General features: G+C 65.9%; 17 protein-coding genes. 11 read left to right on the forward strand and 6 right to left on the reverse strand.

Features of this window, described 5'->3' with window-relative positions; translation table 11 throughout:
* Positions 1-170 precede the first annotated feature (170 nt).
* Both G5C50_RS17750 and G5C50_RS17755 read left to right on the forward strand, forming a co-directional pair.
* The gene (locus tag G5C50_RS17750) at positions 171-3,269 is read left to right on the forward strand and encodes a PSD1 and planctomycete cytochrome C domain-containing protein (protein ID WP_165071526.1); all 3,099 of its coding nucleotides are present in this window, start codon (positions 171-173) and stop codon (positions 3,267-3,269) included.
* Between the two features lie 16 nt (positions 3,270-3,285).
* Entirely contained in the window at positions 3,286-4,722 is a 1,437-nt protein-coding gene (locus G5C50_RS17755; protein ID WP_165071527.1) for a DUF1501 domain-containing protein, read from the forward strand.
* Here the strand turns inward: G5C50_RS17755 and G5C50_RS17760 are convergent.
* Positions 4,703-5,443 (reverse strand): tetratricopeptide repeat protein, encoded by a 741-nt coding sequence (locus tag G5C50_RS17760; RefSeq protein ID WP_165071529.1) that lies wholly within the window; start codon positions 5,441-5,443, stop codon positions 4,703-4,705. The genes G5C50_RS17755 and G5C50_RS17760 overlap by 20 nt on opposite strands.
* A 410-nt stretch (positions 5,444-5,853) precedes the next feature.
* Between G5C50_RS17760 and G5C50_RS17765 the strand changes: the two genes are divergently transcribed.
* The 5 genes from G5C50_RS17765 to G5C50_RS17785 all read left to right on the forward strand — a co-directional run bounded on the left by G5C50_RS17765 (position 5,854) and on the right by G5C50_RS17785 (position 12,516).
* Positions 5,854-7,233 carry an APC family permease gene (locus tag G5C50_RS17765; RefSeq protein ID WP_165071530.1) on the forward strand — a complete coding sequence of 460 codons (1,380 nt, stop codon included), beginning with the start codon at positions 5,854-5,856 and terminating at the stop codon, positions 7,231-7,233.
* 20 nt (positions 7,234-7,253) lie between these two features.
* Positions 7,254-9,179 (forward strand): chloride channel protein, encoded by a 1,926-nt coding sequence (locus tag G5C50_RS17770; RefSeq protein ID WP_240907139.1) that lies wholly within the window; start codon positions 7,254-7,256, stop codon positions 9,177-9,179.
* 91 nt (positions 9,180-9,270) lie between these two features.
* Positions 9,271-9,468, forward strand: coding sequence for a small basic protein (locus tag G5C50_RS17775; protein WP_165071531.1), 198 nt, complete (start codon positions 9,271-9,273; stop codon positions 9,466-9,468).
* A gap of 104 nt (positions 9,469-9,572) precedes the next feature.
* Positions 9,573-10,430: a ZIP family metal transporter gene (locus G5C50_RS17780; protein WP_240907140.1), complete on the forward strand. Its 858-nt coding sequence runs from the start codon at positions 9,573-9,575 to the stop codon at positions 10,428-10,430.
* 166 nt (positions 10,431-10,596) lie between these two features.
* A complete protein-coding gene (locus G5C50_RS17785; protein ID WP_165071533.1) occupies positions 10,597-12,516 on the forward strand; it encodes a redoxin domain-containing protein in 1,920 nt (639 codons plus the stop codon).
* A gap of 54 nt (positions 12,517-12,570) precedes the next feature.
* On the opposite strand, the gene G5C50_RS17790 is transcribed toward G5C50_RS17785, so the two are convergent.
* Together G5C50_RS17790 and G5C50_RS17795 are read right to left on the reverse strand one after the other, a co-directional pair.
* The gene (locus G5C50_RS17790; RefSeq protein WP_165071534.1) at positions 12,571-13,521 is read right to left on the reverse strand and encodes a 6-phosphogluconolactonase; all 951 of its coding nucleotides are present in this window, start codon (positions 13,519-13,521) and stop codon (positions 12,571-12,573) included.
* Positions 13,522-13,573: 52 nt separating this feature from the next.
* Positions 13,574-14,569, reverse strand: coding sequence for an NADPH:quinone reductase (locus G5C50_RS17795; RefSeq protein ID WP_165071535.1), 996 nt, complete (start codon positions 14,567-14,569; stop codon positions 13,574-13,576).
* A gap of 184 nt (positions 14,570-14,753) precedes the next feature.
* Here G5C50_RS17795 and G5C50_RS17800 point away from each other — a divergent pair, with 184 nt between their 5' ends.
* The 4 genes from G5C50_RS17800 to G5C50_RS17815 all read left to right on the forward strand — a co-directional run bounded on the left by G5C50_RS17800 (position 14,754) and on the right by G5C50_RS17815 (position 17,223).
* Positions 14,754-15,578, forward strand: coding sequence for a hypothetical protein (locus G5C50_RS17800; RefSeq protein ID WP_165071537.1), 825 nt, complete (start codon positions 14,754-14,756; stop codon positions 15,576-15,578).
* Between the two features lie 26 nt (positions 15,579-15,604).
* Positions 15,605-16,195, forward strand: coding sequence for an LOG family protein (locus tag G5C50_RS17805; RefSeq protein WP_165071538.1), 591 nt, complete (start codon positions 15,605-15,607; stop codon positions 16,193-16,195).
* Between the two features lie 84 nt (positions 16,196-16,279).
* Positions 16,280-16,564 carry an autorepressor SdpR family transcription factor gene (locus G5C50_RS17810; RefSeq protein WP_165071539.1) on the forward strand — a complete coding sequence of 95 codons (285 nt, stop codon included), beginning with the start codon at positions 16,280-16,282 and terminating at the stop codon, positions 16,562-16,564.
* Positions 16,561-17,223 (forward strand): SdpI family protein, encoded by a 663-nt coding sequence (locus G5C50_RS17815; RefSeq protein WP_165071541.1) that lies wholly within the window; start codon positions 16,561-16,563, stop codon positions 17,221-17,223. The genes G5C50_RS17810 and G5C50_RS17815 overlap by 4 nt, the downstream gene beginning before the upstream one ends.
* A gap of 7 nt (positions 17,224-17,230) precedes the next feature.
* On the opposite strand, the gene G5C50_RS17820 is transcribed toward G5C50_RS17815, so the two are convergent.
* The 3 genes from G5C50_RS17820 to G5C50_RS17830 all read right to left on the reverse strand — a co-directional run bounded on the left by G5C50_RS17820 (position 17,231) and on the right by G5C50_RS17830 (position 23,232).
* A complete protein-coding gene (locus tag G5C50_RS17820; RefSeq protein ID WP_240907141.1) occupies positions 17,231-19,387 on the reverse strand; it encodes an alpha/beta hydrolase in 2,157 nt (718 codons plus the stop codon).
* Positions 19,388-19,729: 342 nt separating this feature from the next.
* The gene (locus tag G5C50_RS17825) at positions 19,730-21,862 is read right to left on the reverse strand and encodes a prenyltransferase/squalene oxidase repeat-containing protein (protein ID WP_165071544.1); all 2,133 of its coding nucleotides are present in this window, start codon (positions 21,860-21,862) and stop codon (positions 19,730-19,732) included.
* Entirely contained in the window at positions 21,859-23,232 is a 1,374-nt protein-coding gene (locus tag G5C50_RS17830) for an arylsulfatase (protein ID WP_165071689.1), read from the reverse strand. Before G5C50_RS17830 ends, G5C50_RS17825 begins: the two co-directional genes overlap by 4 nt.
* Positions 23,233-23,268 lie beyond the last annotated feature (36 nt).

Here is a 23,268-nt window from a genome sequence, read left to right on the forward strand (position 1 = left end):
AGGTCGACTTCGCTTCGTCGACGGCTTCCTGGTGAGAGAGCCGCCTGGAAAGCCGGTCACGGCTGACGACGACTCTGTAACCCGTTACAATGGCGAAGTCCAAAGCCGCCGGGTCGTCAATCCCACCGATGCGTTCGTCTCCTGTTCGAGGTCGTGGCGAGGAGTGATCGATGACTTGGCGCTCAGCTATCAGAGCGACTGCGGCCCTCCTGGTCTTCTCGGCTCCCCTCGCGCGGGCTGAAGAGAACACGCCTGTCAGCGGTTCCGTCCGGTTCAACCGGGACGTTCGAGGCATCCTCTCGGACAAGTGTTTCCAATGTCACGGCCCCGACGAATCCCAGCGCAAGGGGAAACTGCGGCTCGACTCGTTCAAGTTCGCGACGGTCCCCGCGAACGGCGGCGATCCGGCCGTCCTGCCCGGCAAACCTGACGACAGCGAGTTGATCCGGCGGATCACCTCGGACGATCCCGAGGAAGTGATGCCCCCTCGGAAGACCGGCAAGCCGGTGACGCCCGAGGAGGTGAAAGTCCTTCGCTCGTGGATCGCCGGAGGGGCCGAGTACGAGGGCCATTGGGCGTTCATCCCTCCCGAACGCCCGGCCGCGCCCGAGGTCGCTTTCCCCGGCTGGGTCCGGAACCCGATCGACGCGTGGATTTTGAAGCGGTTGGAGCGAGACAGACTGACGCCCTCGCCCGAAGCCGACAGGACCACCCTGATCCGCCGCCTGACGCTCGATCTCACCGGCCTGCCGCCGACGATCGCCGAGGTCGACGCCTTCCTCGCCGACGATCGCGCCGACGCTTACGACCGCCTCGTCGACCGCCTTCTCGACTCTCCCCATTATGGCGAGCGCTGGGGACGCGTCTGGCTCGACGCCGCCCGCTACGCCGACTCCGACGGTTACGAGAAGGACAAGCCTCGCACCGTCCATTTCTACCGGGACTGGGTCGTCTCCGCCCTCAACCGCGACCTCCCCTACGACGAGTTCATTACGGAACAGATCGCCGGCGACCTGCTGCCGAACCCCAGCCAGGACCAGGTCGTCGCGACTGGCTTCTTGCGGAACTCGATGATCAACGAGGAAGGGGGCATCGATCCCGAGCAGTTTCGCGTCGAGGCGATGTTCGATCGGATGGACGCGATCGGCAAGGCGATCCTTGGCCTGACCATCCAGTGCGCCCAGTGCCACACCCACAAGTACGACCCCATCCAGCAGGTCGACTACTACCGGATGATGGCCTTCCTCAACAACGTGGACGAGGCCGCCGTCGCCGTTTACACGCCCGAGGAATTGAGGACCCGAAACAAGATCCTCAAAGGGATCGTCGCGATCGAGGACGAAATCCGTCGCGAGACGCCCGACTGGGCCGATCGTCAGCGCTCCTGGGAGGAGTCCGTCCGAGAGCCAGGTCCATCCTGGAAGATCGTCCGAACCGACGTCGATCAGAACAACGGCACCGGCCAGAAACACACGCTGATGCCGGACGGCTCGCTGCTGGCCTCGGGTTACGCCCCCACGATCCACGACGACAGCTTCACGGCCCTGGAACCCGTCCCCTCGGTCGCGGCCGTTCGGCTGGAGATGCTCAACGACCCCGCACTGCCGCTGTCGGGACCGGGCCGATCCACCAAGGGGCTGTTCGGGCTGACCGAGTTCCACCTCTTCACCGCCCCCGCCGACCGGCCCAACGAGAGGAAAGAAGTCGCCATCGCCCGAGCGACGGCCGACGTGAATCCGCCCGAAACCCTGCTCGCGGCAATCTTCGACGACAAGAAGGGCCGACGCCGCGTCACGGGCCCGATCGACTTCGCCATCGACCGGAAGGTCGAGACGGCCTGGGGGATCGACGTCGGGCCGGGGCGTCGCAACGTTCCGCGCAAGGCTGTCTTCGTCCTGGACAAGCCGGTGTCGTTCCCGGCCGGAGTGATCCTGACGTTCCGTCTCGACCAGCACCACGGCGGCTGGAACAGCGACGACAACCAGAACAACAACCTCGGCCGGTTTCGGTTCTCCATCACCGACGCTCCGGACGCCACGGCCGACCCGATACCCGCGCGGGTTCGTGAAGCCCTGGCGGTCCCATCCGAAAAAAGGACTCCCGAGCAAGCCGCCGCCGTCTTCAGCGCCTTCCGAACGTCCGTTCCCGAATGGAAGGACGCCAACGATCGGATCGAGGCGCTCTGGAAAGAGCATCCGGAGGGGGCGTCTCAGCTCGTTTTGCGGGATCGCGAGCGGGTGACGCATCGGCTGGAGCGTGGAGACTTCCTCAAACCGGCGGAGACCGTCTCACCCGGCTTGCCGACCTTCCTTAATCCTCCGCCCCAGGTAGACGGCCCCTCGTCGCGTTTGACGCTCGCGAGATGGCTCGTCGACCGCAAGGCGCCCACGACGGCTCGCTCAATCGTGAACCGAGTTTGGCAGGCGTACTTCGGAACGGGCCTCACAGCGACGAGCGAGGATCTGGGCTCCCAGTGCGAGCCGCCGTCGCATCCGGAGCTGCTCGACTGGCTGGCCGTCGAGTTCATGGATCGCGGCTGGAGCTTGAAGACGCTGCATCGCCTCATCGTGGAATCGAGCACCTATCGGCAATCCTCACGGACGACCTCGGAGTTGACCGCGAAGGATCCGTTCAACCGTCTGCTCGCCCGCGGCGCCCGAGTCCGCGCCGACGCCGAGGTCGTCCGCGACGTGACGCTCGCGGCCGGCGGGCTGCTCGACCCGACCATTGGCGGGCCGAGCATCACTCCTCCCGCGCCGGCTTTCCTGTTCCAGCCTCCCGCCAGTTACGGCCCGAAGCCCTGGCCGGAGACCACCGGTTCGGCGAAATACCGGAGGGCTCTCTACACGTTCCGGTTCCGGTCGATCCCGTACCCGATCCTCCAGGCGTTTGACGCCCCCAACGCCGACTTCGCCTGCGTTCGCCGCAGCCGGTCGAACACGCCGCTCCAGGCCCTCGCCCTGTTGAACGAGCCCGTTTCGCTCGACGCCGCGCGGTCGCTGGCCGCGATCACCCTGAAGGACGGGGGAGCAAACGATGAGGAGCGGATCGTCTACGCGTTTCGTCGCTGCCTCGCCCGCAAACCCACCGCCGCCGAACAGAAGGTGCTGACCGACCTCCTGCACAAGCAGGCCGAGCGGTTCACCGCCGACGCGGCCGACGCCGCGAAGCTCTCGGGCGGAGCGTCGGCTTCACCGGTCGAGCACGCGAGTTGGACGGTCCTCGCCCGCGTGCTGCTGAACCTCGACGAGACGATCACCAAGGAATGAGCCCGGAGTTCCGACCATGAATTGCCAGGACCGTCTCCTCCGCGGCCACAATCCTCTGGATGTCTCACGCCGCTGGTTCCTCGGCCAGTGCGGCGTTGGGCTGGGCGCGATGGCGCTCCGCGAGTTGATCGCCGCCGACGCCACAGCGGGCTCGCCGGCCGCCTTCGACCCGATGGCTGTGAAGGCTCCCCACTTCGCACCCAGGGCGAAGCGGGTGATCTTCCTGTTCATGGCGGGCGGCCCGTCGCATCTGGAGTTGTTCGACAACAAGCCGCAACTGGCGAAATTCGACGGCACTCTGCCGCCCGCCGAATTACTCAAGGGCTATCGTGCGGCGTTCATCAATCCCGACGCGAAGTTGCTCGGCCCCAAGTTCAAATTCGCCAGGCACGGAGCTTCTGGGATCGAGGTCTCGGAACTCCTGCCGCATACGGCCGGAGTGGTCGACGATCTGACGGTGATCAAGGGGATGTCGACCGACGCCTTCAACCACGCTCCGGGTCAGATCATGATGAGCACGGGCTCGATGATCTTCGGCCGGCCGAGCCTTGGGGCCTGGACCTGTTACGGACTGGGGAGCGAGTCGAAGGACCTGCCCGGCTTCGTCGTCTTCAGCACCGGCAAGAAGGGGCCGAGCGGCGGAAACTCCAACTGGGGAAGCGGCTTCCTGCCGACAGTCTATCAGGGCGTCCAGTTCCGCACCGGCGGCGATCCGGTCCTCTATCTCTCGAACCCCGAAGGCGTCGACCAGCGGATTCAGCGCGACTCGCTGGACGCGATCCACGCGCTCGACGACCAGCGGCTGCAAGCGATGGGCGACCCCGAGATCGCCACCCGGATCAACTCTTACGAGACGGCCTTCCGGATGCAGATGACGGCTCCCGACGTCATGGACGTCTCGCGAGAGCCGCAGCACATCCTCGACATGTACGGCGTCGAGCCTGGTAAGGGCTCATTCGGAGGCACCTGCCTGCTGGCCCGCCGCCTGCTGGAACGCGGCGTTCGGTTCGTGGAGATCTTCCACGAAGCCTGGGACCAGCACGGCAACCTCACCGCCGATTTGAAGCGCAACTGCGCCGAGACCGACAAGGCGTCGGCCGCGCTGATCCGCGACCTCAAACAGCGCGGGATGCTGGACGACACGCTGGTGATCTGGGGCGGCGAGTTCGGCCGGACGCCCATGGTGCAGGGGGGCTCGGACGGACGGGACCACCACCCCAACGCCTTCAGCATGTGGATGGCCGGCGGCGGTGCGAAACCCGGAATCGCCCACGGCGAAAGCGACGATCTGGGCTTCTCCGTGGCCCGGGACAAGGTCCACGTCCACGACCTGAACGCAACGATCCTGCATTTACTCGGCTTCGACCACACGCGGTTGACCTACCGCTTCCAGGGTCGCGACTTCCGCCTGACGGACGTCCACGGCCGAGTCGTCAACGAACTGATCGCCTAGCCAGCTTGGCGACGTTCTCGCGAACCGCCGCGGCGCGAGCCTCGGCGGCTCTCGCTTCCTGGCCACGGCCAAGGCGGTCGAGAACCTGAGCCCGCGCGTCCAGAGCCACCGCCAGATCGGCGCTGTCCGGGTTGGCGTTCTCGTGAATTCGGATCGCACGGAGATAGTGGGAATCCGCCAATGCCAGGTCGCCGGCGCGAGCCTCGGCGTCCGCAAGTTCCTTGATCGTCAGCGCAAGCCGTGGCGAACCCGCGCCGACGTTCTTCTCCTCGATTTTCATCGCGCGCGTGAAGAGCGGAACCGACTCGGCGTCCTTCTGTAACTCGCGTTCGATGACTGCCAGCAGATAGACCGCATCAAAGAGGACGTCGTCGCGGGTTCTGGGATCATGCTCGCGAGCCTCGATCACCCATTTCGCCAACGGCTCAGCCTGCGCGAACTTCTTCTGGGCGCAAAGAACTCGGGCCAGGTCGTGATAGCTTCGCGCCGTCACGCCGAGATGGTTCTTCTGATACGGACTGATGGATTCGATCGCCTTCGAGAAGCGGAATTCCGCGAGTTCGTATTCGCCCCGACGGAAAGCCGACCAGCCGATGTCGTGATAATGCGACATGTCGAAGAGCGCCTGCTGCTCGACCAGTTCGTCGCCCCCAGCGAGGACGGGCGTTACGACGGTGAAGGCGGCGACGAGCAGGATTGACGGCAGATGTTTCGCGTTCATCGATCACACTCGGTCGGCGGATTTTGATCGGATCACTTCTGATACATCGTATGGGATCAGCGCCGCAGGGGCGTGTTCCTTTCCGAATATTTCGCGAGCGGTCCTCGTCCGACGCTGACCGATGGACGGACGTCGGCCCTGCGAGGGCGGAGCTGCCCGTCTGGGAGAGTCTGCTGTCAGGTTGTGCTCGAGGCGATTCATCACGTCGATCAAGAGCAGGGTGCCGTCGGCCTTGTCCGAGGCGGACCGTGGTGGTCGGCGTTGGAGTCGGACATGATCGCTCTCCGGGAGAGGGTCAGAGGCACGCTCGTCGAGCGACCGGGGATTGCGGCAAGCGATGTGCCGCCCCAAGATGGGAACCTCGATACCCGCCGAGGGCGGGGAGCCAGGAGACGACCAGGACGGTTCTGATGCTGCAACGTCGCTTACGCCTGCTCCAGGCGGTCAGTCTGAACATGTCGATGATGGTCGGGGTCGGCCCGTTCATCACGATTCCGGCCATTCTCGCCTCGATGGGCGGTCCCCAGGCGATGCTCGGATGGATTCTCGGCGCCCTTGTGGCCCTGGCGGACGGACTTGTCTGGTGCGAGCTGGCCTCCGCTTTTCCGGGCTCGGGGGGGACCTACCACTTTTTCGACGCCGCCTATGGAGAGTCGCAGAAGGGGAGGGCGTTGAAGTTCCTCTTCGTCTGGCAGTTCCTCTTCAGCGCCCCGCTGGAGGTCGCCAGTGGGGCTCTCGGCCTGGCGCAGTACGCCGCTTTCTTCTTTCCGTCGCTCCATGAGCCGGCCTGGAACTGGGGGGCGATCGTGCCGGGCGTGGACTCCGCCGTCCCCTGGTTCAACCTCCTTGGCGTGGCCGTGATGGGCCTGGTGACGTTCCTGGCGTATCGCAGGATCGAGGTCGCCGGTCGGCTCCTGGTCGTGCTCTGGATTGGGATGCTGATCACGGTCGGCTGGGTGATCGCGGTCGGGCTCTCGCACTTCGACGCCGGTTTGGCCTTCTCGTTCCCTGAACGCGCCTTCGACCTGACTCAGGCCAACGCCCTGGGCCTGGGCGCGGCTCTGGCCATCGCGATGTACGACTTCCTGGGCTACTACCAGATCTGCTACATGGGCGACGAGGTGGAGGAGCCGTCGCGGACCATCCCCCGCGCGATCCTGATCTCGGTGCTGGCGATCGCCGCGATCTACCTGACGATGAACATCAGCATTCTGGGCGTGCTCCCCTGGCAGGAGGCCATGGAATCGAAGCACGTCGCCAGCGACATGATGCAGCGGGTTTTGGGGTCGAAAGCGGCCGGCTTGCTGACGCTGATGATCATCTGGACGGCTTTGGCGTCGACGTTCGCCGCGACCCTGGGTTACAGTCGAGTACCGTACGCCTCCGCGAAGGCCGGGCATTTCCCCCGGTTCTTCGCCGCGACCCACCCGAAGGGGGATTTCCCCCATCGCTCGCTGATACTGCTGGGCGTCCTCGGGATGCTCGCCTGCCTGGCGGATCTCACGACCGTCATCACGGCGTTGTTGACCTCGCGGATCTTGATCCAGTTCGTCGGCCAGATCGTCACGGTTTTCTGGATTCGCAGCCGGCCTGAAATCATGGCTCGGCTGAGATTTCGGATGCCGCTGTTTCCGATCCCCGCCGCCGTGGCGTTCGTGGGCTGGATGTACGTCTTCGCAACCGCCGCGCCGGTCGTGAAGGCCTACGGGTTGTGGACCCTGGCGCTGGGGATCCTCGTCTTCCAGGCGTGGGATCGATTTCATCCCACCGAGTCCGAAGCAACGTCCTGAGCACAGGAGAAGGAACCCGCATGACGGAGCCCGCAGCAGCAGCAAGCCGTCCCTCCGCTTCCTCGACGTTGACCGCCGCGATGCGGAGGCTCGCAGCTCTCTGGGCGACTCCCGGCGTCGGAAGGGCGGGGATTTGCAGCCCGCTGGTCGGGGTGGTTGCGGGGCTGGGGGCGGTCGTCTTTCTGCTGTCGCTCCAGTTCATGTATCAGCACGTCCTGCTCGGCCTGATGCACTTCGCGCTTCCCCCGACGTTGGAAGGGGAGAAGCACGCCGTCGCCTATCCCTGGCCCTGGTGGATGGTGGTTCTGATCCCGACGCTCGGCGGCCTCTTCTCGGGGTGGCTGGTCTTCACGTTCGCCCCGGAGGCCGAAGGGCATGGGACCGACGCGATGATCCGTTCCTTCCACAAGGGAGGCGGGTGGATCCGGACCCGAGTCCCTTTCATCAAGACGGTCGCCTCGATCGTCACCATCGGAACGGGCGGCTCCGCCGGACAGGAAGGTCCGATCGCACAGATCGGTGCGGGATTCGGGTCGTACCTGGCCCGAGTGCTTCGGCTCCCGGCCTCGGAACGGCGAATCCTGATGCTCGCCGGGGCGGCCGGCGGCGTTGGGGCGATCTTTCGGGCGCCGCTGGGCGGGGCCCTCTTCGCTGGAGAGGTCCTGTACTCGTCGACGGCCTTTGAATCGGCGGCGTTGCTGCCGTGCCTGGCGAGCGCCATCGTGGCCTATTCCACGTTCGCCCTGTTCGTCACGCCGCACCCGGTCTTCGCCATGCCGGCTCTGACCTTCCAGGGGCTGACCGACTTGCCCCTGTACGTGGGGCTGACGTTCCTCTGCACGGCCGTGGGCTGGCTCTACACCCGGACTTTTTACGGAGCCCGCGACCACTTCTTCCACAAGCTGCCGATCCCGCGCAAGCTCAAGCCGGCCCTCGGCGGGGCCATGCTCGGGTTCCTGGCGCTGGCGTTTCCGCAGGTCATGGCCGGCGGCTACGGCTGGGTGCAATGGGGCGCGATCGGCGAACCGTCCGATCTCCTGTCCTCGGGCGAGTCCGCCTTCGTCCCCAACATGTCGGCGTGGCTGTTGCTGGCGGTGGCCCTGGCGAAAATCGTGGCCACAAGCTTCACGATTAGTTCGGGGGGAAGCGGCGGCGTGTTCGGGCCGTCGATGCTGATCGGCGGCATGCTCGGAGGCGCCTACGGTCAGGCGCTCCACGGGTTGGGTTTCGGCGAGGCGATTCCCCCCTCAGCCTTCGTGCTGGTTGGGATGGGCGGGTTCTTCGCGGGGGTTTCCAAGACGCCCCTCACTTCAATCGTCATGGTCAGCGAAATGACCGGCTCTTATAGCCTTTTGGTCCCGTTGATGCTGGCCTGCGGCCTGAACGTGGCCCTTTCGCGGCGCTGGACGATGTACGAGGAACAGGTCGCCACGCCGATCGACAGCCCGGCGCACCAGGGAGACTTCGTCGTCGACGTCCTCTCCAGCTTGAAGGTCGGAGCAGCCGGCGTGCGGACGGTGGGGATCGTACCCATCCCCGCGGCGCTCCCATTCGAACAACTCGTGCACAAGGTCGCCCGGTCGTCCGAGGGGCTCTTCCCCGTCGTCGACGCCAAGGGACGCCTGATCGGGGTCTTCACCCTTCGCGACCTTCGCCTGGCCCTCCTGGGGTCCGAATCCTGGGGGCCGCTCGTGATCGCCGACGACCTGGCCACACGGCCGGTGACGACCGTGACGGTCCACGACGACCTCCACACGGCGCTCCGGAGAATGACCGAGTTGAATACGGATGAGATCCCCGTCGTCGAACCGGACGATCCGACGAAGCTCGTGGGCTTGCTCTCCCGGCGCTCCCTGACGTCGTCCTACACGACGCTCATCGAGTCGCTCCGGGCCGGGTCGGCCCATTCCGGAGCGCCGACCGCCGACGGCCACCCTGCGGCTTGACTTGCAAGAATCTGGTGAAGCCGATAGAATCATTGGTTCAAAATCCCGGAAGCGATAGAACGGGACGGCAAACGCAGTTGGAGTCGATCGAATGTCTCTGGACAAGAGTCTCAAGAAGGCGAGCGGGCTGTCCCGTCAGCGAAACGTGTTGACCCGCCCTGAGCGTCTGGCGCTGCTGCAGGAAGACGATAAGTGGTCGCCCACCTACGGCGTCTACAACCTGCCCAAGACGAAGTCGCGGCGGCTGGCGCCCGGCCAGTCCGGGCCGAAGCGTCCCGGGACCAAGTGAGCGGAAGCTTCTTCCCGCTTTCATCGGTATCCTCGACGATCCCCGGCCTTCTGGTCGGGGATTTCGCTTGAATCGACGCCCTCTCCCCGAGGTTCCCGCCCGCGATGACTATGTTCGTCATCATCTCGCTCTACTGCGCGCTGGTGGTGGGCGTCAGCTTGCTCGGGGGAATGGCGCCTCTGGCCCTCGTGCTGACGCACACCCGGCTTCAGATCTATCTGAGCTTCTCAGCCGGCAGCATGCTGGGAGCGGCCTTCTTCCACATGCTTCCCGAGTCGGTCGAGATGGGCGGCGCGGGGACGGTCCGCTGGGCTTCGCTCGGGCTGCTCGTGCTCTTCCTGCTGGAGCGATTCTTCTCGTTTCACCAGCATGAGCCCGCGGAGCCGATCCCGCACGCTCAGCACGATCACGATCACGAGCACGTCCACGATCACAAGCACGATCATGGTCATCACAGCGACCCTGAACCGCTCGTCGCTCCGACCCTCTCCTGGGGTACGGCGACTTTCGGTCTGGCGGTTCATTCGCTGGTCGGCGGCGTGGCACTGGCGAGCGCCGTCGCGGCCGACTACAAGGAACAAGGGCGGATCGGCGGCATGGCCTGGGGGGTCTTTCTGGCCACGGTCCTTCACAAACCGGCCGATGCGATGACGGTCGTCTCCCTGATGATTCGCGCCGGCGTACCGGCTCGGTTGGCCCACCTGGTGAATCTCGGCTTCGCTCTGATGATCCCGATGGGCGCCGCTCTTTTCTTCCTGGGCGTCGACCGTTTGGACCCCGGCCACGCCGAGGCGCTGACCGCAGTCGCGCTCTCGTTTTCCGCCGGGACGTTCCTCTGCATTTCGCTCAGCGACCTGCTTCCCGAGCTTCAATTCCACTCTCATGACCGTCTGAAGCTCTCGATCGCGTTGCTCGCAGGCTTCTTTCTGATGGCGGGGACCTCGGGCTTCGAGGCTCCCTGACACTCCACCACGCGAGCGCGTTGATCACCCTGCGCGACTCCCTGCGCTTCGGATCACGGGCCGAAACGATCCATTTCGGTTTCGTCCTTGTCAGATTGGAGCCGTCGTCCGTACCCTGAAGTGGGGGAGTCGACGACGACCGCTGGCATACCAAGGAGTACCACCCGTGGACGCTCGATGGACACCGAGGCGAGGTCTCTTTCTGGCCTTTGCGCTCTCCGCGGTCACAGCTCTCGCGAGCGCGGCGGATGAACCTGTTCCTCCCGATGTTACGGCGAAACTGGGTCGGCTTCAGGGCCTCGACGGATCGTCCCTGGACCCAACGCCCGCTCCGTCGGGTGCGACCGTGCTGGTTTTCTATTCGACCGAATGCCCGATCGCCAATGCCGTATGGCCCACGCTCAACAAGCTTTGCGAAGACTACCCCACGCCCCGCGTGAAGTGGTTCGCCGTCTGCGTCGACCCGGACACGAGCCTGGACGAGTTGGCGACCCACGCCAAGGAATTCGGCCTAAAGGGTACTGTCGCCGTCGACCGAACCGGTCGCCAGGCCCGCCGACTCGGGGCGACCGTCACTCCCGAGGCGTTCGTCGTCGACGGCCGCGGCCGACTCCGCTACCAGGGGCGGATCGACGACCAGTTCGCCGCGCGTGGGATCCGCAATGCCTCTCCGGGCGAAGGGAATTTGCGACCCGCCTTGACCGCCGTCCTTTCCGGCGCCGAGGTTAAAACGCCGTCCAGCAAACCCGTGGGCTGCCCACTCCCCGAGGTCGCCACGCCGACCTACACGAAAGACGTCGCCGCGATCCTCCAGAACAACTGCCGGGAATGCCATCGCAAGGACCAACTCGGCCCGTTCGCCCTCGATACCTACGAGCAGGCCCGCAAGCGGGCCGATGATCTGGCCGACGTGGTCGCCGATCGCAGGATGCCCCCCTGGAAGGCTGCGCCAGGCGTTGGGCCGAAGTTCCAGCACGATCGCTCGCTGTCGCCCATCGAGGTCGAGACCATCGCCGCCTGGGCCGAGGCCGACGCTCCCGAAGGCGACCCGAAGGACCTCCCCGCCCCTCGAATCTTCCCGGAGGATTGGGCCATCGAAGGCGGTCCCGACCTCGTCCTCGATATCGGGACCGACTTCCCGATTCCGGCTTCGGGGCCGGACGTCTATCGCTGCTTCGTCATCAAGACGAACCTGCCGCAGGACGTCTACGTCAACGGCATCGAGTACAAGGCTGGCAACCCCCGCGTCGTCCATCACGTTTTGGGCTATGTGGACGTCTCCGGCGAGGCCCGCAAACTCGACGAGAAAGAGGAGGGGCCCGGTTACACCAATTTCTCAGGGCCGGGAGTCGAGGTGAACGGCGACCTCGGCGGCTGGGCCCCAGGCGCATTCCCGAGCATTCTGGCCGACGGCGTCGGCCGGTCCTTGCCGAAAGGGGCCGACGTCATCCTCCAGGTGCACTATCACCCAGACGGCAAGCCCGAGACCGACCGCACCCGCATCGCCCTCAAGTTCGCCCGCAAGCCCGTCCACCAGACGCTCCACTGGAACGGGGCCTTCGGTTGGAACCTGGATCTGCCCCCGGGAGAGTCCAACATCGAGGTTCGTGGCAAGTGGACGGTCCCTGTCGACGTCGAGGCCCGCGCCGTCGCACCGCACATGCACCTGCTGGGGAAGAACATGCACATGTTCGCCACATTCCCGGACGGTCGCACTCAGGATCTCATCCGGATCGACGATTGGGATTTCAACTGGCAGACCCAGTACTTCTTCGAGGAGCCGGTCGATCTTCCGAAGGGCTCGATCGTTCAGGTCGTCGCCCATTTCGACAACTCGTCGTCGAACCCCCGCAATCCCAACGCCGCCAAGCCCCAGCGCGTGAAGTGGGGCGAGGCGACCACCGACGAAATGTGCATCGGCTTCATCGCCGTCACGAAGAAGGGGCAGGACCTGACAAAGGCTGGCGAGAAGGACGACCTCACGGAGATCTTCAACAACCAGCGCAAGGAGCGCGAGGCCAAGATCCGTGAAGCCCGAGAGAAGGCCGCCGGCGAGAAGCGAAACCGCCCGAACGACGGTCAGTGAGATCGCCAACCAGGAACGAGCCGCGCAGACGCCCCGCGCGGCTCGTTCGCGTTCTCAGTTCATCTCGGGTTGGAGGGGCCCGGCGAGTTCCTCGTGGTAGAACAACCGGCCGGGAAGGGTCGGCATGAACGTGCTGGGGATCCAGGGATCGGGACCGTAGCGGAGCGTCATCCAGAGGCTCGCCCCCTGCCACTGCATGCCGCGGCCGAACACCCCCTCGGCGCCACCGATGATCCGGTCGGCCTGCAAGAAGAGGCCGGGGCCGATCGTGTTGGCGAAGGCCGGCACCAGGGTCGTCCGGCTCTTGAAGCTGGTGATGGCGTTTTGCTCGATCGTCAGGGGGTGCAGGCGGGCGCCGAGACGGTGTGTGGCCGCCTTCCACTCCTCGACCGAGCTGTATTCGCCGGCGAAGTGAGGCTCCCAAAAGGCGATGTGGCAGACGCGGCCGATCCCGAAGACGACGGTCAGCTCGGCCCCCTTCGCCTTCAGCTCGCCAATCCGATCAGCGTAGTGCGGCAGGCTGTCCGGGGTGGCGAACCAGCGTTGGTTGGTCGGCACGGTTTGGGCGCCGAGGGGTCCGTAGAAGGCCCCCTCCATGGCGTTCTGAAACGCCCCCGGGTCGTTCGAGGCGAGCGTCCTGCCGTCCTTGTCGCTCCACTCGTCCATGTTGAAGCCGAAAACGTGGTCGCAGGAGACCTTCCACTCCTTGAGGAAGTAGACGGCCCAGCGATACATCCCCATCGGCCCGACGGGAAGAATGAACGCGGCCGGCTTGCCACGGTCGCGCGAGTCGCGGATCGTGGCGGCGATCTCATGGCCCATCATCACGTCGAAGTCGGCCACGTCGCGGCAGGGGATCGGCTCGAATTTCGGGTTCCACCAGGGCTGGCGTTCGGTGATCGCCTTGGCGGGATGGGAGCAGCAGGCGTCGATCTTCGCCAGATCCCAGCCGGCGGGGAGGAAGCCCTCCATCATCGAGCCGGCGAACGTGGTGAGCAGATTCATGGGTGAACGGCCTCCGAGTGGGGGGGATCGGCGACGTCGCCGGGTGGGGGGATTAGTCGACCAGAATGACGACCTTGCCGGCGAGCGTCCCGGCCTTGCCTATCGTGTTCTGCTCCAGCAGACGCTCGGCGTCGGCCGCGGCTTCGAGCGGGAAGGCCCGACCGACGAGCGGCTTGAGCAGGCCTTCCTCGATCCAGCGAATCATGTCCGCCGTACATCGGCGCTGGACTTCGGCCGAGGAGTTGAAGACCGCGAACCCGAGCAGCGAGCAGTCCCGAGGATAGAACGAGCCCAGCGGGAGCGTCGGGGCGGCCGTTCGCCCGGCCATCAAGACCAGCCGACCACGCTTCCTCAGCAGCGGGATCGAGGTCGTCAGATCGGGCTCGCGCTGGGTTTCGAACCAGACGTCGATACCTTCTGGGGCGAAGGCGAGGAGGTTGGACGGTAGGTCGTCTGTCTTGTAGTTCATCACGAGGTCCGCGCCCAGGTTCTTGCAGACCTCAACCCGTTCCGGGCTGCCGGCGGACGTCGCCACGCGGGCTCCGGCGGCCTTGGCCATCTGGACGACCATCGAGCCCACGCCCCCCGCGCCGCCGGGGACGTAGACGGTCTCGCCTTCCTTCAATTCGGCCCGATGGAAAAGGCCGAGGTGAGCCGTGATACCGACCATCGCCATGGCGCAGGCGTCGGAGTCGGGGAGCAGGGCGGGGGTGGGGTTGAGCCACTCCTCGTCGATCGCGGCGAACTCCGAGGCGACGCCCTGACGCCCCAGGATGCCCTGATTCGACCCCCACACACGATCGCCGACGCGGAAGCAAGTCGCCCCCGGCCCGAGCCTCTCGACGACGCCCGCGAAATCGCAGGCGATCACGTAGGGAAAGCTCATCGGCATCGAGACCAGGCCCGAACGCAGGTAGAGGTCGAACGGGTTGAGTGCGACGGCCCGAATCCTCACCAGAGCTTGACCGGGGCCCGGCTCAGGGATCGGCAAGTCGCCGATCTTGATGACGTCGGGCGGTCCCGTCTCTTCAATGAAAGCAGCGCGCATGAGCCGTCGTCCTCGATCTCGAAGCAGCCCGCCGAGTGCGGGAGTCACCATGATACAGGCCGTCCTCCCCTGGGTGAATCCTGCGGCCCCGGCGGCTCCACTTGCGGCCGCCGGGGCCTCCGTTGGATGATGGCGGATCAATCCATCGAACCTCTCCGTCTCCCCGCGCGTCGAGGTCTGCGTGATGAGCGACACCACTGAAAAGCCCGAGTCGAACCCTGTTCCCGCTCCATTGCCGCCGGCCGTCGACGCCAAGCTCCGCGAACACGCTGAGGGGCTGGGCAACGAAGCGCTCGTCGAGGAAGCCGTCGACCGCCGTCTCGCTGAGATCGAGATGATCGGCGAGGAAGCCGCGGTCGGCTGGAAGCCCGAGGAGCACGAACCGCTCGCTCCCGAAGTCCGCTTCCTCCACGTTTCGCGGACGATTCACCAACTCGTCACCGACCGCAATCGATCGGTGGGTATCTTCCTGGCAGTCGCCTCGATCCTGGTCGCGGCCGCCACGGGCCTCCTGAACGTCAAGGCTGAGGTCGCGCCGATCGTCCCGCTGAGGGTCATCCAGTACTGGTGCCTGCCGGTCACCTTCGGCACGCTCGCCGTCCTGGCCGTCTTCATCAGCTTTCTACTCATCCGCGCCCGGATCGGCCTGATCTACGAGGTCGCCAAGCTGAATACCCTGCTGGGCCTGCCGGCGAAGCGGGTGGAACGCGTGAATCCGCTCTCGATCTTCTACATCATGCACCTGCTCGTCGTGGTCCTCGGTGGAGCCTCGGCGGGGCTGACCGCGGCGATGCTGGCTTACGGGGCGCTCACGGGCGACCCCGCGCCGGTACTTCCGCCGGGATCGCCCGAAGCGCTGAACCCCGGGGAAGGGGGCCCCGAGGTCGCCGTGCCGCTCGGAGTCGGGTTCGGGATCGCGATTCTCTACATCGCCGGGCTGCTGACCCTCTACTACACGACAATCCTTCGCAACACGACCGACGCCAAGATGAGCGCGGCCCGGTCGTAACCTGGAATCAAGGACACACCGAAATCATGCAGGACCGTCCCCGCATCTGCGTTTTCTGCGGCTCTTCCTATGGCAATTCCCCAGCTTTCCGCGAGGCCGCGCTGCAGGTGGCCGACTCGCTTGCCCGGCGCAAGCTGGGGCTCGTCTACGGGGGCGGCCGGGTCGGCCTGATGGGCGTCGTCGCCGACGCCGCGATGGCCGCCGGGACGGAGGTCGTCGGCGTCATCCCACTGGCGCTGGCGACTCATGAAATCGCCCACCACGGATTGACCGAGCTGCACGTCGTCCCCGGAATGCACGAGCGCAAGGCCTTGATGTCCGAGAAATCCGACGCCTTCCTCACACTGCCAGGCGGCATCGGCACCTATGAGGAGTTCTTCGAAATCCTCAGTTGGGCCGGTCTGGGCATCCACGCCAAGCCCATCGGCCTGCTCAACATCGAAGGCTACTTCGACCCGCTCCTCGCCCTGCTTGAGTTCGGCGCCGACGCAGGCTTCGTCCGTCGCCACTTCCTCGATTTCCTCCTGGTCTCCACTGATCCCGATACCCTCGTCTCCGACCTGCTCTCGTTCCAGCCGCCTTCCCTGCCGCGGAAGGTCACCCTCGAAGAGGCCTGAAACCACCCGCCGCCTCCCTCTTGATATTTAGACGGCGATCGAAATAATCGCCCGTAGGCGGCGAAGATACGGGCGGAGGGGCCGATGAACGAGGTCTTCAAGGCGTTGGCTGATCCGTCGCGAAGGCGGATCCTTCAACTTCTCTCGCGAGGGGAGATGACCGCGGGGGAGTTGGCGACGCACTTCGACGTGTCGAAGCCGTCGATGTCGCATCACTTCGCCGTTCTGAAGGACGCCGACCTGGTGACGACTCGTCGAGACGGCCAGCAGATCTACTACGCCTTGAACACAACGGTCGTCCAGGACGTGATGGCGCGGATCTGGGACCTGTTCGGCGGCGAACAGCCCGAAAAGGGGGAAGAGCTATGAATCGGGCCTACTGGATTATCGCGGCCGGACTGACCGCTTTCGCGTGGGGGCTCTCTGCCTGGTATTACCCGGGCCTGCCGGACTCGATCCCGACGCACTGGAATATCCACGGCCAGGTCGACGGCCACGGCACGAAGGCGACGGTCTTCCTGATGCCGGTGATCGCCACCGTGATGCTCGTCCTCTTTGCTTTTCTGCCGGCTCTCTCGCCCAAGTCGTTCGAGGTCGACTCGTTCCGTTCGACCTATCTCTACTTGTTGGCGGTGATCGTCGCGCTCTTCGTCTACCTCCAGGTCGTCATCCTGATGGCGACGTTCCAGGAGATCGGCGGCGGCCCACGGCGGATCGACCTTGGACGGGCCTTGATGGGAGGTCTCTTCGTCTTCTTCGGCCTGATGGGGAACGTGATGGGGAAGATTCGCAAGAACTTCTACATCGGAATCCGCGTCCCCTGGACGTTGGCTAGCGACCGCGTCTGGAACGATACGCATCGGCTGGCGGCCTGGCTGATGGTTGCGGGCGCGGTGGTCGGACTACTCCTCGTGGTCACAGGAGCGCCGATCGCCGCTGCGTTCGTGGTGCTTCTCGGCTCGACGCTCTTCCCGGTCGTCTATTCGTTCTTCCACTACAAGGCGTTGGAACGTCGCGGGGCGTTGTGAGCGAGGATCACTCTCCGGAATCGATCCAGCGAGCGAGATCGGCCGCCGAGGGAGCCTCTTCGTCGAAGCGGAGGGCCTGGGGAACGCCGGCCAGTCCGTAGGCCGAGGCCGGCCAGTCGCGGGCGAACGATCGACCTGGCCGGGCGATCCGCAAGGGCGAAGGCGCCGCCAACGCCGCGGCGGCGCGAAGGCCGCCGAATTGCTGGATGCCGGGCAGGTCGATCGCGGCCGGGAGCGGGCCGCGTTCATCGGCGTCGTCGCCGCCGTCGAGGTCGACGTATGTCCGCGAGACGCCGGGGAGCAGCGACCGCGCCAGCAATGCCTGCCGTCCCGAAAGGCCGGTCGCGATCAAGGCCAACTCGCGAACGTCCGGCTGCGATCCGGCCCAGGCCGCGACGGTCGCCAGATCCTGCATCTGGTCGGCCGCGACGGACGGGTTGTAAGTCGGGCCGTGGACGACCTCGGGACGATGAGAGATCGGCTTCGCGGGATCTATCGCTTCTCCAACGAACAAGGGGTCGAAGCCGACGACCGACCAGCCGCGATCCAGGAGGGCGCGAACGGTGGGCGAAAGCTCACCCGAGGCCGAAACGAGCCCCGCTTTCCCCTCATCGCTGGAGATCACGGCGAGCCGTCCGTTCGATCGCAGGGGAGTGATCCTGACGACGGGGACGGCGTCCCCCTTTCCGCGTCGGGAGAGTTGATGGTGGACGATCGCCATCCCTTCCCGGTTGACGCGGCGCACAACCTTGTCGGCGATGGCCTCGGGCGCGGGCGATTCCAGGCCGACTCGGGTTTTCAGAGCCGTCGCGAGGAACGGCTTCCCCGCCTGCCAGACGGCCGCTCCCCGTGTGGGTGCCAGCAATTCCAGGTCCTCACCGATCGTTTTGACCAGATAGTCTTCCAACTCGGCGGGGGTCTTGCGGGCGGGGGCCGGATGATCGGCGTCGAAAGTCTGGAGAGTTTCGGCCGTCTCGACGGTCTGCTCGCCTTCGCGGGTGTCGATCGATGGATCGAGGCCGAGGAGCCAGCGTCCCATGAAGGCGTAGACCGCGTTGCGGCTGGTCTGGTTGTAATTGTGGGGGAAGTCGAAGACCGTGGCTTCCAGTCGCTCAGGGCGGCCGATGAGCGAGTAGACGCCCTGGATGGCCGGAAAAGCGTGGGTCATCGTCTTGGCCGTCCAGTCGCCCGACGCGCCGACGAGGATCATCGGCCGGGGGGCGAAGAGAGCCCCGAACTCGACGTTGTCCGTACCGATCCGCAGCCCGGCGGCGTTCTCGCAGACGCAGCCTCCCTGGAACCAGTCGGAGATCATCACGACCGGCGCGGCGACCTTGATGCGTTCGTCGAGGGCCGACAGGATGAACGTCTGGGTGCCGCCTCCCGATTCGCCCGTGCAGCCGATCCGGGCCGGATCGACGTCCGGCAGCGTCGTGATCCAGTCGAGTGCCCGCGTGCTGTTCCACGTCTGGAGCGTGAACAGACTCAGGCCCCATCGCCGGAGGTGATCGTTCAGGAATTCATGCGGGAAGGGTTTCGAGTCGTTGTAGCCGACCATGTCGTACATGAAGACGACCGCGCCGAGCTTCGCCCAGCGAATGCAGCGCTGCTGGACGTCGGGCTGCATCCGGCCGACTTCCCAGTGGCCGTGCGGGCAGAGGATCGCGGGGAGTTTCGCGGTCGACGGCGACGTGGGCCGATAAAGGTTGCCGCTGAGGGTGAAGCCCGGCAGCGTCTCCAGAACGACCTTTTCGATGGTGTATCCGTCACGCTCGATCCGGCCGTAAACCTGAGGATTCAGCGGCGTCTTCGGCGGGGCCGGCCAGAGGCCGAGATTCACCTTCATCTTGTCGCGAAGGTGCGTCGCGCGGTCGCGCCAGGCGTCGGCGGTGGCCGGCGCGTGAAACTCGGCCCCTTCTTTGTTGGTTCGCGACTCGCCCCGGCGACGATCGAGTGAAGGGCCCGTCGAGTCGGTGGCTCCGCGCGCGACATCCAGTAAACGGTTAGGATCGCCGTTCGGGTCGGGATCGAGGACCAGGAGTGGAGGGGACGGCGGAGGCGGGGGCGTCTCGCCTTTTTTGAGTTTCGGCGTCTCGGCTAATTCACCGCTGATCACGATCTCAAGCGGGCCGGAGGCTTCGCCCAAGTTCGTCCAACGAGGCATCGAGTCTCCGGGGACGGGGACAGCGCTCAAGGTGACCGTATGGCCATTGAAAATGGCCATCCAGGATTGGTTAGCCGGAGACCAGATCCACAGCGTGCGTTTCTCTCGTCCTTCGTATTTCGCGGCAACGCCGGCCGGGTAGATCATGGCAGAACCTTCCGGCGGTGGGCTGGCGGCCCGAGCAACCGGGATCGAGCCGAGGACGGCCAACGCGAGGGCGAGACGCTTCATGGGGACGACTCCGCGCCGGGGATCACGGACCGCCGATCGGCGGCCAGGAGAGCCCCATGGTAGCCGACCCAACGGCGGACTCAAGCCGCCGGGGCGTTTCCGACGATCTGCTCAACGAGCAGGGACGTCGAACGTGATCGAGGAATCCACCAACTCTCCGGATCCGATCACGCGAGCCCGGGCCTCGGCCTTGTGGCGTCCGGGGGCGATGTCGGGCATGGAGAAGTAGTAAAATTGATCCAGCGGCCCCGCGCCGTTCGGAGGCTTTGGCAGCGATTCGGCCGGCTCGACGTCGCGGCCGTCGATGCGCAGGCGGTCCAGCACGGCGAGCGGCGTTCGCGGGCGGCCCTGGGTCGAGTTCGTCCAGGCGGTGCGAACGCGGACGACGACCCCTCGCTCGGGCTGCGGCGTCTCGAACGGATCGCCGGGGAAGACGGCGACGAGCGAGAGCATCGGGCGTCGGATCGACGGGTTCTCCCACCACCGCCAATCGGATTCATGGGCTCGGACGAATTCCAGCACGGCGGACGAGCCGGCCTGGATCCACGTCTGACCGCCGCTCGCCTCGTCGCGGCGGACGGCGGCGACGCGGTTCAGCCGCAGGGCTTCCAGCCAGGCCGCCCAGGTCGGCTCGCTGGCGAGGAAGAGGGTCCGGAATCCCGTCGTCATGTCGGCGAAGTACCAGGGCTGCGGGCCATGCGCGTCTTGAAGCGCCACGAAGGGCAGCCGGCCTCGGTAACGCTCCAGGAAGGGCTCGCTGTTGGTGAAGTCGGGATTGCCGAAGTGAAACGTGCTGATCGCCGCGTACCCGCCGCGTTCCAGCGAGTCATCCAGCACGAGCCGCACGAGCTCCTCGTTCTCGCCGAACTGCCAGACCAGCCGACCACCGGCCTTTTGCAGCGGCTCAAGTCGGCGCTCTCGGAAGGCGGCCCAGTCGGGCGACTCGCCCGAGGCGATCGGCGGCCCGAAGTCGACGCCCGCCGGGGCGATCACGTCGCTCATGTGGCTGTAGACGCCCAGGCCGGGCATCCGCAGCCAGGAGCCATACTCCTCGTTGGCGACGAAAAACCGCGTGGCCACTTTCCGACCATCAGCAATCGACTGCGCCCGCTCGACCCATCCCTTCGCGGCGTTCTTGGCTCCCCACAGATGGATTTTCAGAGACTCCGCCAGCGTCACCGCGTCGGCCGGGCTCCCCTGGCCATGCGCCTCGATCTGGATCGAGTAGACGTTCAAACCGCCGGGCAGATCGGACGATCGAGTACCAGGCGAACGGCGAGCGGTCGTCACCGCAGGCCGGCCCACCGCCTCCAGCGCATCCAACGCATAAAACGTCGCCTCGGGCCGGCTCGCCCAACCAGGGCGATCGCCCGCGCCGCCGTCTTCGTTGAACAGCGAGGCGATCCAGCGCACGCAGCCATCTCGGTCGGCCGGCTGAGAGCCAAGCAGAGTGAGCCCCCGCACGGCGGCCCAGGTGTAGGCCGCGTCGTCGACTCCGGCGAGAGTCGCGTTTGGAGCGTGCGTGAACCCACCGTTCGGGAGCTGGCACAACCGGAGCCACGCGATCGTCTCGGCGGCCCCTTCACCGCGAGCCTGGCCGAGAGCGTCGAGCGTCCGCAGCGCCCACCAGGTGTTCAGGACGTGCGCCGGACCGCCGTCGGAGGCAGGCGTGTTGTTGTAGCCGCCTTCCGGACGCCGACGAGCACGCAGGTATTCCAGAAAGACGGGCGCAACGTCATCCAGTGGCATTCCCAGCAGTCGTCGGCCCTCAAGCGCCACGGTTTCGTGGCGGAGGATCGGGTTGCTCGACCGCTCGTACTGCGGCAGATACCTCGACGGCGGTTTCCAACCGTCGACCACCTGGCGGAAATCGGCCGGGGCCTCGCCGAGCCAGATCAGGGCCTGGATCTGCTGGCCCTCAAATTCGTGGTGCTCCTGCTCCAGCTTCTTGAGCCGGTGCGGGTGGTGGTCGCGGACGTATCGGGCGAGGGTCGAGCGATCGGTCGGCAGGCGTTTCAGGAGGTGGAGACAACCAATCGCGGCGAAGGTCGGCGTCAGGTGCGACCGAGGCGCGAGGAGCGACGCCGCGTAGCCGCCGTCGGGACGGCGGAGCGTCTCCAGATACGCGGCGATCCGGTCGCCAACGGCATCATACGCTTCCTCGGCCCGGGCCTGGCCAAGCCATCCGGCGGTGAGCCCGGCCCCGGCGGTGCGGAAGAGGTCTCGGCGGCTGGGAAGGCTCATGGGGTCGCGGCCTTCTTCGCGGCGGCCTTCTTCTGGGCCGCCTGGCCGGGGACGCGGTCTCGGATCGGCCAGATTTCGGAGTCGGTCCGCGCTGTGGCCAGATAGTCCTCGAACTTGCGGACCACGTCCGGATGGGCGGCGGCGACGTCGGTTTTCTCTGAGGAATCGACCGACAGGTCGTACAACTCGATCGGCCCCTTCGAGCCGTGGCGGACGGCCTTCCAGTCGCCGATGCGGGCGCACTGGTCGAATCCCCGCTCGTGGAACTCGAAGTAGAGAGGAGGATGCTCGATCTTCCGGCCTTCGACGAAGGCCGGCAGAACCGAGACGCCGTCGAGGCCGCTCGGCGCGGGGACGCCGATCAGATCGGCGAAGGTCGGCAAAAGGTCCCAGAAGGTCCAGACCTGCTCGCTCACCGCGCCGGCTTTCACGTGCCCCGGCCACCGCAGGATCGCCGGCGTGCGGACGCCCCCCTCGTACATGTCTCGCTTGCGACCGCGCAACGCGCCGGAGTGCTGGAACAGTTGATCGTTATACGCCGCCCCGTTGTCGCTGACGAAGAAGACTAGGGTCCGATCGGCGATCTTCAGCTCGTCCAGCAAGACCATCAGGCGGCCGACGTCGGAGTCCATCCGGGTGATCATCGCAGCCAGACGCTTAAGGTCGTCCGGCCACGATTCGTTCGCGTAAGGGCCCAGGTCGGGGACCTGGAGCTTGGCGTGGGGGATCGTCAGAGAGAGGTCGAGGAAGAACGGCCTGTCGCGGTTGCGCCTGACGAAATCGAGGGCCTCGGCAGCCATCAGGTCATGGGAGTAGGCCTTGCCGTTGAGCATCACCTTCTGGTCGTTCTTCCAGAGGTATTCCGGGTAATACTCGTGAGCCTTGGCCTGGCAGTTGTAGCCGTAGAAGTCGTCAAACCCCATCTTGTCCGGCGTGCTGACCGAGCCCGGATAGCCCAGGCCCCACTTGCCGATCAGGCCGGTCGTGTAGCCGGCCCTCTTGAAGAGGTGGGCCATCGTGAACGTGTCGGCCGGCATGGGGACCTGGCCCTCGGGCTTGACCTCCTGATTGCCCCGAATCGGGGCGTGGCCAGTGTGCTTGCCGGTCATCAGGGCCGATCGCGACGGGGCGCAGACCGTCGAGCCGGCGTAGGCCTGAAGATACCTGGTCCCCTGCGCGGCGAGGGCGTCGATATTCGGCGTCTTGATCAGCTTCTGACCGTAGCAGCCGAGATCGCCGTAGCCGAGGTCGTCGGCCATGATGTAGAGCACGTTCGGCTTCGGGTCTTCGGCGAGGACCGACGGCGCCGGAACGCCCAGCAGGAACAGGACGAGGACGCTGCTCAGCCAGCAGAAAACGACGCGCGGCATGTTCACGACGGGGACCCTCGAAGCGCGGGGAGACGC

Source organism: Paludisphaera rhizosphaerae, from assembly GCF_011065895.1.
Classification (GTDB): domain Bacteria; phylum Planctomycetota; class Planctomycetia; order Isosphaerales; family Isosphaeraceae; genus Paludisphaera; species Paludisphaera rhizosphaerae.

Bases quoted from the DNA above. Each gene is read 5' to 3' on its own strand.
- G5C50_RS17775 (WP_165071531.1), top strand. From the start codon at position 9,271: ATGTCTCTGGACAAGAGTCTCAAGAAGGCGAGCGGGCTGTCCCGTCAG.
- G5C50_RS17820 (WP_240907141.1), bottom strand. From the start codon at position 19,387: ATGCCTCGTTGGACGAACTTGGGCGAAGCCTCCGGCCCGCTTGAGATC.
- G5C50_RS17755 (WP_165071527.1), top strand. From the start codon at position 3,286: ATGAATTGCCAGGACCGTCTCCTCCGCGGCCACAATCCTCTGGATGTC.
- G5C50_RS17790 (WP_165071534.1), bottom strand. From the start codon at position 13,521: ATGAATCTGCTCACCACGTTCGCCGGCTCGATGATGGAGGGCTTCCTC.
- G5C50_RS17765 (WP_165071530.1), top strand. From the start codon at position 5,854: ATGCTGCAACGTCGCTTACGCCTGCTCCAGGCGGTCAGTCTGAACATG.
- G5C50_RS17750 (WP_165071526.1), top strand. From the start codon at position 171: ATGACTTGGCGCTCAGCTATCAGAGCGACTGCGGCCCTCCTGGTCTTC.
- G5C50_RS17815 (WP_165071541.1), top strand. From the start codon at position 16,561: ATGAATCGGGCCTACTGGATTATCGCGGCCGGACTGACCGCTTTCGCG.
- G5C50_RS17770 (WP_240907139.1), top strand. From the start codon at position 7,254: ATGACGGAGCCCGCAGCAGCAGCAAGCCGTCCCTCCGCTTCCTCGACG.
- G5C50_RS17800 (WP_165071537.1), top strand. From the start codon at position 14,754: ATGAGCGACACCACTGAAAAGCCCGAGTCGAACCCTGTTCCCGCTCCA.
- G5C50_RS17795 (WP_165071535.1), bottom strand. From the start codon at position 14,569: ATGCGCGCTGCTTTCATTGAAGAGACGGGACCGCCCGACGTCATCAAG.
- G5C50_RS17825 (WP_165071544.1), bottom strand. From the start codon at position 21,862: ATGAGCCTTCCCAGCCGCCGAGACCTCTTCCGCACCGCCGGGGCCGGG.
- G5C50_RS17810 (WP_165071539.1), top strand. From the start codon at position 16,280: ATGAACGAGGTCTTCAAGGCGTTGGCTGATCCGTCGCGAAGGCGGATC.
- G5C50_RS17830 (WP_165071689.1), bottom strand. From the start codon at position 23,232: ATGCCGCGCGTCGTTTTCTGCTGGCTGAGCAGCGTCCTCGTCCTGTTC.
- G5C50_RS17805 (WP_165071538.1), top strand. From the start codon at position 15,605: ATGCAGGACCGTCCCCGCATCTGCGTTTTCTGCGGCTCTTCCTATGGC.
- G5C50_RS17760 (WP_165071529.1), bottom strand. From the start codon at position 5,443: ATGAACGCGAAACATCTGCCGTCAATCCTGCTCGTCGCCGCCTTCACC.
- G5C50_RS17780 (WP_240907140.1), top strand. From the start codon at position 9,573: ATGACTATGTTCGTCATCATCTCGCTCTACTGCGCGCTGGTGGTGGGC.